Source organism: Sphingomonas antarctica (genome assembly GCF_965137005.1).
GTDB classification, from domain to species: domain Bacteria; phylum Pseudomonadota; class Alphaproteobacteria; order Sphingomonadales; family Sphingomonadaceae; genus Sphingomonas_O; species Sphingomonas_O antarctica.
This window is the reverse complement of sequence record NZ_CBCRXM010000025.1, coordinates 1-8,770: the sequence shown is the minus strand read 5'-3', so window position 1 is coordinate 8,770 and position 8,770 is coordinate 1. Positions and strand designations below refer to the sequence as shown.

The following is an 8,770-nucleotide window of genomic DNA, read 5'->3' as shown; positions in this document are numbered from 1 at the left end:
CTCAACTTCACGCAGCTTCCCGATAATCTCTTCCGGCTTGTGCTTCTTGCTCGGCATTCGTCGTCCCTTTCGTGGTCCAGACTATCATAGTCTCTGGGCCACTCAGCGGGGGGCAGATCAGGGCAACCATACCTTCTCACATGAGTCTCCCAATACTCTCGGGCCGGAAGGGTATATCGCCGACATCATAAAGGGGGAGCCGGTTACCCGCGCCCTTCTGGCGGCAAGGCACCGGAACATCATCTGGTTTCGTCACCCCTATCTCGAGACCGGCGCGCCATTAGCGGTAAAGCGAGAGATCGATAGCTGGCTACGCGCGCATGGCTATCGCATCGCTCCCGTCACGATCGACGGTGACGATTGGGAGTTCGCTGAACCCTATGACGACGCCATTGCCCGACACGACGAACCTCGCCGCCAACGCATTCGACGGGAATATCTCGATCACAGCGCAAAAGCCGTAAGGTGGTATCGCCGCGCGGCCCGCGCGCTATTCGGGCGGGACATCGCTTATGTCATGCTCCTGCACGCAACACGGCTCAACGCCGATTGCATCGGCGACATTCACGCATTGCTGAAGCGCGAAAAGCTGCGGCCGATTTCACTCGCTAAAGCGCTGGCGGACCCCGCGTATCGCACAAAGGACCCATACGCCGGGAAAGACGGGATCGATTGGCTCGAACGATGGGCGTTGGAACTCCACAGGGAGTTGCCGTGGGACAGCTATAGCGAAGTTCCAAAGGATATTGCGGCCGAATATGACAAGGTCGATGCAGACCGCACCAAGCCTAACTAACGCGTTGGTCCTAGTATCGAATGCGACCGCCTGTATATGTACGGACGACGACATTAAAAACTCGTAATGCGCATCAATTGGTAAGGAGTATCGATTCATGTCGAAGAATTCGAAGCCGCTGTTCGCATTGGTCGCGATTTCCGCATTGTCGGTCGCAGCGTCGCCCGCCTTTGCCAAAGGCTGTATCCGAGGAGCAGTCGCGGGCGGGGTGGCAGGTCACTACGCTCATCATCACGCAATTTCAGGCGCGATGGCAGGGTGCGTAGCCGGCCATTATTATTACAAGCACAAGGCCAGCGTCGCCAAACAGGCGCCTCCAGCACGACGCTGACAAGATTTGATAGCGGCGTTGGTCGACCCTTGGCCGACCATCCCGATTTGGCAGGCGATTTTGCTCAACGACCGAGTGGAATGTGCCGCCCTCACGCCAGTGATTGAGGCGCAACCCCCAGTGGGCGATCGGCGCAAAGCAAGATCTTGTCCGGCGGGAGGCGGAAGATCGACTCGATCACTCCAGATCTACTTGCCCAGCGGCGTTTTGGCTCCCACCATCGCCGTCCCGGAGCTATTCGGGCAATTAGGAGATGGAAAATGAACGCCAAATTTGCACTTACGGCAGCGTGCGCGGCGCTGGTCGCGCTTCCGGCCGCCGCTCAGATGAACTCGATGTCGAGCGGCTCCGCCACAACGCACACGACAATGAGTGGGTCGATGCCAATGCGCCATGACACTACGTCACACACGATGATGAGCACGAAACACACGACATCGCATTCAACGATGGTTCGTCATCCCATGGTCAAACATCATCGCAGGCACGTTCATCACAAGATGGCCCACCACATGGCCACCACCAAGGTGACCGCGACGACAACGACTAACAAATAAGCTATGCTCCACGCCCCACTTTATATGGGGCGTGGACGCCTGTCGCGTCGATTTGAGCACGCGGTATTAGAAGTTACCTGACTGCCGCGGTCAGATGCGATTTTTCACAATGTTAGCCATGGCTCATCCCAGGCGCCATGGTTGCAATTTCGACGACGTCTATAATTCGATCACCTTCTCGACTTCGTGATAAGGTCGTCGACCATGGTGTCTCATAGGGGTGGCCCGCGACTGCATTTCGAACAGGCCTAGCAGCTTTCAGTGCGATCCGTGCGGCTGCTGCCCATGGGCAGCGCCAGCATGCGGCTTCGCATTGCTAAAACCGAAGTCCAAGCGCGCGTGCGGCATCAAGGATAGTAGCCATACGATACGGCTTTTTAAAAAACAGGCCATTGGGCACTAGACTAGGCTGATCAGCGGAAAAGCCGGTGGCGTAGATGACCGGAATGGCCGGCCTGAGGTTTCGCGCCAAGGTGGCGAGGGCCCAGCCATCGAGGGCTCCCGGAATTCGAATGTCGGTCTACAAGAGATCAAGCCGCTGTGCGCTTTTTAAAACAGCCACGGCTATGTCTGCATTCAAGGCTCTGACGACAAGGCAACCAGCTTCTTCGAATTCTTCGCTCGCAATTTCAAGGACAAGTGGCTCATCCTCCACGATCAAGACAGTAGGCGCATCAGCCATCACAATCCCTCGAGCGATTTGGCGATAGCAAAAATTATGCTAACAGTAGTGCCGCCGCCGACTGTGCTATCGACGGTCACATCGCCTCCGGATTGCTTCGCGAAGCCGTAAACCTGACTGAGTCCGAGTCCTGTTCCGTGACCGACCGCCTTCGTCGTAAAGAAAGGTTCGAACACGTGCTCGATCACCTCGGCTGACATGCCTTCGCCGGTGTCCTTTACGCTAAGCAAAATTTTATTCTGCGTTTCATCGGTGCTGATCGTGAGTTGACCACCAACCGGCATCGCGTCGCGTGCATTTATAGCCAAATTCAAGAGGGCGTTTTCAGTCTGATTTCGGTCCGTTTCGATCAGCATGGGATGTGGCGCGAGCATGAGGCTTAGCTTAATCCCGGTTCCAAGACTTTGTTCCAGCAAATCTCGAGATTCGGTGACGATAATATTGAGGTCGTAGACCGCGGGTTGAAGCGGTTGCCGCCGCGAGAAGGCGAGAAGTCGATCCGTCAGAGTCGCCGCACGCTCTGCGCCAGTCATCGCGTTGCTCAAGGACTTTTCGACTCGTTCGTCGCCATCCACCAGACGCCTGGCGCGCTCAACATTAGCGACGATCACCGTGAGAAGGTTATTGAAGTCGTGGGCGATCCCCCCCGTCAGTTGCCCAACGGCCTCCATTTTTTGGGATTGGCGCAACATATCCTCCGTGCGCTCACGCTCCTCGCGCTCCAGCTCAAGCGCCGCCAATGCCGCATCTCGTTCAGCGATCCGCTTCTCTATTCTCCGTTGGCTTGCTGAAGTTGAGTTGGTGACGGTAGGGCGACGGCTTTTGGCAACAACGGCCACAAAGCTAAGGCGGTGACTACGGAAACCATCGCGGTTACGAGCTTTAGCAGCCCTTCGATTCCGTACGCAGGCACCCACAATACCAAGATCGACATAAAGTGCGTGGCACCGCATGCCATTATGAAGGCAGCGAACATCCATATGATCCAGCTGAACTTGACGTCTCGGCGCTGGGTCAGAAACCGTGCTATCACGATTGGGATCGAAAAGTACGAAAGCCCGATCAGCGCGTCCGACACGACGTGTGTCCAAATGATGGCTGGGTCCCATAGCAGGCAATAGCCATGTGGGGCCATTCCTCGCTCTTGTAGGAGCTGTTGCAGATAAACGAACATAAGCACCTTCCAATTCAGCTCGGCGGATCTCCTGTTATCTACCTCTTCGATGGGCGAGCGGGTGATCGGCCGCGAATTGTATCTTACCGAAACGCCAGACCCGACCATCGGAATAGATGATGTTCAAAAGATCTCGGTCAACAAGGCTGCGCAGTAATCTCTCAAGGATCCAAATCGTCCCACTCCCGGACCCGCCAACGTTGAAGCTGATGGTTGAGTATGGCGCAACTCATTTTGAATCTATCGCGGATGTTGCAGGAGACGACCACCGTCACGCGATGCTCGCAGCGGGGGGCGGCAGTGCCGCTGCGTCCGAGCTGGTCGACCATGAACTTAGATGTGCTTGCGGATCGTATGTCGGGATGACTCGAATTGATGACCGCAGCAGGATGTATTGGCGCCGGTTCAACGCACGTCCTGCCGATGCACTCCAGGCCATCTAGCTGTTTCGATATCCCCTCGATCCTCGAGGCCATCCCAAAAAGGGGTGTCGCCAGTGCTTTTGCTAGTCCATTGCCCGACGAACCAAAATCTGACGAGACGGTCATCATCCTTGGTCATCTCACAGTCGAGAGATCAGCTTCGCCACTGACACATTGCCTATTTCCCTTTGTCGTTACAAACCTGCTTTTCGAGATCCGTGGGGATCTGCTCGACCTCGTTCGCCATCAAATGCTCGATGCCGATGAACTCCGCGCGCTCCGGCCAGAACATAGCGCAGCTCGCCAACTTTCGCCTGCATGGATGCGGTATCGCGCGTCTGCGAAATTCCGGATCAGGAATACCATGAGGAATATGACGATGGTCGTGCCCGTGTTAATCGCCAGCTGGCAGGTTTCCGAATAGTTTAATGCCGGGGCCGATACCGCCCAGACGATCACGGTGACCAGCGCGAGCACGAATGAGGCTGGCTGGCCGCTCGCATTCGCGATGCGGGAAGCGATGCGCCTAAATAAATTGTCCAGTCTCTTGAGCATGGCAATTCGTTTTGCAGCGCGCGTCGTTTTGCAGCGCGCGCGGAACGCGCGCCGATGCTGGAGGTTTCACATGGCAAACCGGAGGAAAATCCATGACCGATATGCCCGTTGATGCGATTGCGTTGCTGAAGGCGGATCACCGCGAAGCCGAAGCGCTTTTCGAGAAGTTTGAGAAAGCGAAGAGCGATGCCGAGAAGCAAAAGATTGCAACGCAGGTGTGCAACGCTTTGAAGGTTCATACGACGATTGAAGAGGACATCTTCTATCCCGCGCTTCGGGGCAAAATCGACGATGACATGCTCGACGAAGCCTATGTCGAGCACGATGGCGCGAAGGTTTTGATCAACGACATCCTCGCTGCGCCCGGCGCTGAATTTTACGACGCCAAGGTCACCGTGCTAGGCGAAGAAATCAGCCATCACGTTCATGAGGAAGAGGCCAACAGCGAAGGCATGTTCGCCAAGGCCCGCAAAACAGATGTTGATCTCGTCGAACTGGGCCGGCAAATGAAGGCGCTCAAGGACGACTTAATGCCTCAGGCCGAAGCGAACAGTCTGCCACCTGCAAAAACACGCGCGGTCAACGCTTAGAGGGATGCCAATCGTTTTCGGCAAGAACGATAGATCGGCCCGGGTCTCCTTCGATGATGATGTCGGTCAAGGTTGCCCGGGCTGATGGCTGACTTCCAACGCTTGGATGTCCGCCGGAGCCTAGTTGCGTGGGTGTTGTCAGGTTAACTTCCGGGAGCGGCAATAGACCGTAATTCTGTCGTTTCATGCAGCGGCGGCGGACGCGGCGTTCCACTCCGCCATCGCGGAAGTTCGGAAGAGGCGCATCGTGTTTCGGGAGATCAGGTGACGCTGGATATTGAAGGTGTTGTAGATTGCGCTGTGGGTGGAAACGAAGCGTTGCGCCTGGCCCTGGGACTTGAAGCGCTGCATTTTTCGCTCTCGTCGCCGGACCGGCAGGTGAGAGTTTTCGGCCCGGTTGTTGTCGCGTAATCGGCCGGGATGATGCCGGGCCAGGCATCCCAGAACTTTCATCGCTGCAGGATACGAAGCCAAGCCATCGGTCACGATCGCCTCGGGCATGGCGCCTTGATTCTTCATCAGTTTTCGCAACAATTTCAGCGCCGCCGCTTTGTTGCGGCGCTTCTGCACCAGGACGTCGAGGACCTCGCCCTCTTTGTCCACGGCACGCCACATGTACATCCGTTTACCACTGATCCGCACGACCATCTCATCAAGATGCCACACACTGTCGGCGCGCCCGCGGCGACGCCGAATGTTGGCGGCGATGGCCGGGCCGAACTTGATCGTCCAACACCGAATGGTCTCGTAGCTGACCTCGATCCCGCGCGCGGCGAGCAGCTCCTCGACGTCACGAAAACTCAGGGTGAAGCGAAAATACAGCCACACCGCGAGCCGAATCGTGTCGGGCGGAAACCGGTGCCGCTTGTAGGAAATCGGTTGCATCATCGCCTCCTGACAGAGACAAGTTAGCATTAGCCTGACAGCACCTAGCGCAGGCCGCGAGGGAGGAACAGCCAATAGGAACGCCGCCGACATTAAAGTCGGCGGCATCAATTCTTACAGTTAGGCGAAGCTGACGCTCTTGGCGCTGCGACGGCGCAATGCGCCACCAAGCAGGCCAAATCCTCCGACCATCATCGCCCACGAGGCAGGCTCGGGCACCGCTCCGCTGGGACCGGTGAATTGGGCTTCGCCCAACATGACCCAATTACCGTCGCGGTTCAGGGTAGCGGAGAGCGAGGTCAATGCGACGCCACCAAAGTCGTAGTCGTATGCGCTGAAGATGCCGTTGCCCGTCTTGGTGAGCGTTCCGGTCAGCGCGTTGCCATCAGCAAGGAAGGTCACGCCCTGCGGCAGCGCTACGCCGCCATCGGTGTTGTCATCAAAATAGAAAATCGCATGGTTGATGACCGTGCCCGGGGAAAAGTTAAACGCCACGGTGGGGTTATATCCATACCATCCGACCCAAGGCAGATTGCTGACATTTGGGACACTGTTCCAATGTCCGCTCGGCAAGACGCCGTCCGTCAGATCGCCCAAGCCGCCGGTTAAGGCAGAACCGTCAGTGGTCGTGCTGCCTGCGCCGGAATAGGAATCGTCATGGTAGGTGTAAGTGCCGGTATTTCCGTTGGTCGTGTCATAGCTCAACGGAGTCACCGCCAGAGCAGGCAAAGGCAGCGCGAGCAGCACAGCTGCCAAAATGATCTTGCTCATCGTATTTCCCCAGGCGAGCTACGCCGACATGCCGAAGCTCGATAACGTCATCAGTAGCATGGCCAGCCAAGGATTTCCACCACATCGGCCTGATCCACCGCATGTTAAATCGTGCTAAACTGACACACTCCCGGATAACTTTTGATATAGGCAGCAAAAGGTACTGTCAGACTAACCAGAATTTGGTTCGTTTGCTTCTAATTCGGGTAAAAGTTGCGCCGGCTGACCGGAACAGAGCGCGTCCATACGCCGTCAATTCGAACGACTTTCACGATCGGAAGCTACTGCAAACCAGATCGGAAAGTAGCTGCCCCGTTGCTCTGACGGTACCCCGGTTAGCAGCTGCCCCGTTGGTTTGACAGCACTCTCGGCCCGAACACATGTGCGAACTGGTCTCAGGCCAATCGCCGATATCGTCATTTAAGAGCGAAATCACGCACCTACCCGTGGCATGGTTAGGCAAACGACATTCTCTGGTGGAAACACAAAAACGCCCGGCCCCGCTGATGCGAGACCGGGCGTTGGAAGCGCTTGGTCGTAAGTTTAGGCGAAAATGACATTCGAACGACGGCGACGCATTGCGCCGCCCATCAGGCCGAATCCGCCGAGCATCAATGCCCAGCTAGCAGGCTCCGGCACCGCGGTGAGCGATACCGCATCGAGACCAGCATAATTGTCGCCACCCGGCGTGTTGTTGGTAAACGCCACCCGGGTCGTCGAACCAGTCGCCGTAAAGCGATAGTTCTGGATCGCCCAGTTGATGCCGTTCGGCGAGATCGCCGCATTGGTGAAGTTTTGCGCCACACCGCCACCGATTGTGAGACCGATGCTGCTGGGCAAGAGATAGGTCGCACCCTGCGGTGCGTCGCTTCCGTTGCCGAGCGCGAAGCTCAGATTATAGCTGCGGCCAGCGACAGTTGCCACGTCCTGATACAGGCCATCGGCGGGACCGGTATTACCGGAACCCGTAATGTCGAGCGCATTGCTGCCTTCGAAGGCGTTGAACGTAATGCCATTCTCGACATAGTTGGTGTTGAGCACCAGGACGTCGTTGCCCGTCACCGTCCAGAACCCGTCCGTGTTGCCACCGAACCCCTGAAGATAGCCGCCGTTTGGCGCGCCGGGGCTTTCGAAGCCGCCGTTACCGATCAGGTTGGTTGCGGCCGTGGCCGGCACAGCGAACACTGCGGCAGCGATGATCATCGTCTTGAACATGGTAATCCCTTGGTTAATGTCTTGTCGCGTAGCGCAGCGCTCGTGCGCGGACAAGCATCTGGTCGAGAATGAGGTGTTGGGCCGCTCGAGTAAATGCTCACTTTACTCGTGTGTTGGGCATTGTCAGGAGGATGTGGCAGTTCAGGGGTCTGGCTGGTAGCTTGAGCGAATGAGCCGCAGATCAAGAGCGAAGCCCGCCAATCCGTTTCGGTATTTCCACTCCGCGCCCGAGCTGATCCGGGAAGTCGTGATGCTCTACGTGCGGTTCCCGCTGTCGCTCCGCAACGTCGAGGATTTGCTGTTCGAGCGCGGGTTCGATCTTTGCCACGAGACGGTGCGTCTGTGGTGGAATCGATTTGGCCCGCTGTTTGCAGGCGAGATCCGCCGCAAGCGGGTCAATCACATGCGCGGCTTTCGCCATTGGAAATGGCATCTTGATGAGATGTACGTGAAGCTGAACGGCGAGATGGTTTACCTGTGGCGCGCCGTCGATCACGAGGGGGAGATCCTTGAGAGCTTCATCACAAAAACCAGGGACAAATCAGCAGCCCTGGCTTTCATGAAGAAGGCGCTGAAGCGCCACGGCTCACCTGCCGCAATCGTCACCGATGGTCTCGCATCGTACAAGGCCGCGATGAAAGTGCTCGGCAACACCGACAAGCAGGAGGTCGTGACCTGCCCCCGGCGAGTGGACCGGGTTGATTGTTAGTGGATTATGCTCGCCGCCGCCATATCCGGGCGGAGGTGGAGCGAAGCGGAACCGGAGGCCGGATATGGCGGTGAAGCCGTTTC

Annotated in this window: 11 protein-coding genes and 2 pseudogenes; 5 read left to right on the top strand and 8 right to left on the bottom strand. The window is 57.1% G+C overall.

Annotation, left to right across the window (positions count from 1 at the left end; genetic code table 11):
- Window positions 1-46 precede the first annotated feature (46 nt).
- The 3 genes from ACM9ME_RS15060 to ACM9ME_RS15050 all read left to right on the top strand — a co-directional run bounded on the left by ACM9ME_RS15060 (window position 47) and on the right by ACM9ME_RS15050 (window position 1,684).
- A complete protein-coding gene (locus tag ACM9ME_RS15060) occupies window positions 47-796 on the top strand; it encodes a polysaccharide deacetylase family protein (protein ID WP_415644279.1) in 750 nt (249 codons plus the stop codon).
- A gap of 97 nt (window positions 797-893) precedes the next feature.
- Window positions 894-1,127: a hypothetical protein gene (locus tag ACM9ME_RS15055; RefSeq protein WP_415644278.1), complete on the top strand. Its 234-nt coding sequence runs from the start codon at window positions 894-896 to the stop codon at window positions 1,125-1,127.
- A gap of 260 nt (window positions 1,128-1,387) precedes the next feature.
- Entirely contained in the window at window positions 1,388-1,684 is a 297-nt protein-coding gene (locus ACM9ME_RS15050; protein WP_415644277.1) for a hypothetical protein, read from the top strand.
- A 520-nt stretch (window positions 1,685-2,204) separates the two neighbouring features.
- Here ACM9ME_RS15050 and ACM9ME_RS15045 read toward each other — a convergent pair.
- From ACM9ME_RS15045 to ACM9ME_RS15035, 4 genes are all read right to left on the bottom strand, one after another.
- Window positions 2,205-2,366: a response regulator gene (locus ACM9ME_RS15045; protein WP_415644276.1), complete on the bottom strand. Its 162-nt coding sequence runs from the start codon at window positions 2,364-2,366 to the stop codon at window positions 2,205-2,207.
- Entirely contained in the window at window positions 2,366-3,037 is a 672-nt protein-coding gene (locus ACM9ME_RS15040) for a sensor histidine kinase (protein WP_462933491.1), read from the bottom strand. Before ACM9ME_RS15040 ends, ACM9ME_RS15045 begins: the two co-directional genes overlap by 1 nt.
- Before the next feature lie 98 nt (window positions 3,038-3,135).
- Window positions 3,136-3,501 (bottom strand): hypothetical protein, encoded by a 366-nt coding sequence (locus ACM9ME_RS15505; RefSeq protein ID WP_462933490.1) that lies wholly within the window; start codon window positions 3,499-3,501, stop codon window positions 3,136-3,138.
- Window positions 3,502-4,208: 707 nt separating this feature from the next.
- Window positions 4,209-4,517 (bottom strand): low affinity iron permease family protein, encoded by a 309-nt coding sequence (locus ACM9ME_RS15035; RefSeq protein ID WP_415644274.1) that lies wholly within the window; start codon window positions 4,515-4,517, stop codon window positions 4,209-4,211.
- A 92-nt stretch (window positions 4,518-4,609) separates the two neighbouring features.
- Between ACM9ME_RS15035 and ACM9ME_RS15030 the strand changes: the two genes are divergently transcribed.
- A complete protein-coding gene (locus ACM9ME_RS15030; protein ID WP_415644273.1) occupies window positions 4,610-5,107 on the top strand; it encodes a hemerythrin domain-containing protein in 498 nt (165 codons plus the stop codon).
- Between the two features lie 183 nt (window positions 5,108-5,290).
- Here ACM9ME_RS15030 and ACM9ME_RS15025 read toward each other — a convergent pair whose 3' ends face one another.
- From ACM9ME_RS15025 to ACM9ME_RS15015, 3 genes are all read right to left on the bottom strand, one after another.
- The gene (locus tag ACM9ME_RS15025; RefSeq protein ID WP_415644272.1) at window positions 5,291-5,992 is read right to left on the bottom strand and encodes an IS6 family transposase; all 702 of its coding nucleotides are present in this window, start codon (window positions 5,990-5,992) and stop codon (window positions 5,291-5,293) included.
- Between the two features lie 120 nt (window positions 5,993-6,112).
- Window positions 6,113-6,763 (bottom strand): PEPxxWA-CTERM sorting domain-containing protein, encoded by a 651-nt coding sequence (locus ACM9ME_RS15020; protein ID WP_415644271.1) that lies wholly within the window; start codon window positions 6,761-6,763, stop codon window positions 6,113-6,115.
- A 543-nt stretch (window positions 6,764-7,306) separates the two neighbouring features.
- Window positions 7,307-7,978 carry a PEPxxWA-CTERM sorting domain-containing protein gene (locus ACM9ME_RS15015; protein ID WP_415644270.1) on the bottom strand — a complete coding sequence of 224 codons (672 nt, stop codon included), beginning with the start codon at window positions 7,976-7,978 and terminating at the stop codon, window positions 7,307-7,309.
- A gap of 169 nt (window positions 7,979-8,147) precedes the next feature.
- Here ACM9ME_RS15015 and ACM9ME_RS15010 point away from each other — a divergent pair.
- A pseudogene (locus tag ACM9ME_RS15010) lies at window positions 8,148-8,648 on the top strand (IS6 family transposase); the annotation flags it as partial.
- A 35-nt stretch (window positions 8,649-8,683) separates the two neighbouring features.
- Here ACM9ME_RS15010 and ACM9ME_RS15005 read toward each other — a convergent pair.
- Window positions 8,684-8,770 (bottom strand): annotated as a pseudogene (locus ACM9ME_RS15005) (integrase catalytic subunit); the annotation flags it as partial.

What these genes read in the sequence shown, in the direction of transcription:
- ACM9ME_RS15030 (WP_415644273.1), top strand. Translation starts at nt 4,610, where the DNA reads ATGACCGATATGCCCGTTGATGCGATTGCGTTGCTGAAGGCGGATCAC.
- ACM9ME_RS15050 (WP_415644277.1), top strand. Translation starts at nt 1,388, where the DNA reads ATGAACGCCAAATTTGCACTTACGGCAGCGTGCGCGGCGCTGGTCGCG.
- ACM9ME_RS15015 (WP_415644270.1), bottom strand. Translation starts at nt 7,978, where the DNA reads ATGTTCAAGACGATGATCATCGCTGCCGCAGTGTTCGCTGTGCCGGCC.
- ACM9ME_RS15025 (WP_415644272.1), bottom strand. Translation starts at nt 5,992, where the DNA reads ATGCAACCGATTTCCTACAAGCGGCACCGGTTTCCGCCCGACACGATT.
- ACM9ME_RS15045 (WP_415644276.1), bottom strand. Translation starts at nt 2,366, where the DNA reads ATGGCTGATGCGCCTACTGTCTTGATCGTGGAGGATGAGCCACTTGTC.
- ACM9ME_RS15020 (WP_415644271.1), bottom strand. Translation starts at nt 6,763, where the DNA reads ATGAGCAAGATCATTTTGGCAGCTGTGCTGCTCGCGCTGCCTTTGCCT.
- ACM9ME_RS15505 (WP_462933490.1), bottom strand. Translation starts at nt 3,501, where the DNA reads ATGGCCCCACATGGCTATTGCCTGCTATGGGACCCAGCCATCATTTGG.
- ACM9ME_RS15040 (WP_462933491.1), bottom strand. Translation starts at nt 3,037, where the DNA reads ATGGAGGCCGTTGGGCAACTGACGGGGGGGATCGCCCACGACTTCAAT.
- ACM9ME_RS15055 (WP_415644278.1), top strand. Translation starts at nt 894, where the DNA reads ATGTCGAAGAATTCGAAGCCGCTGTTCGCATTGGTCGCGATTTCCGCA.
- ACM9ME_RS15035 (WP_415644274.1), bottom strand. Translation starts at nt 4,517, where the DNA reads ATGCTCAAGAGACTGGACAATTTATTTAGGCGCATCGCTTCCCGCATC.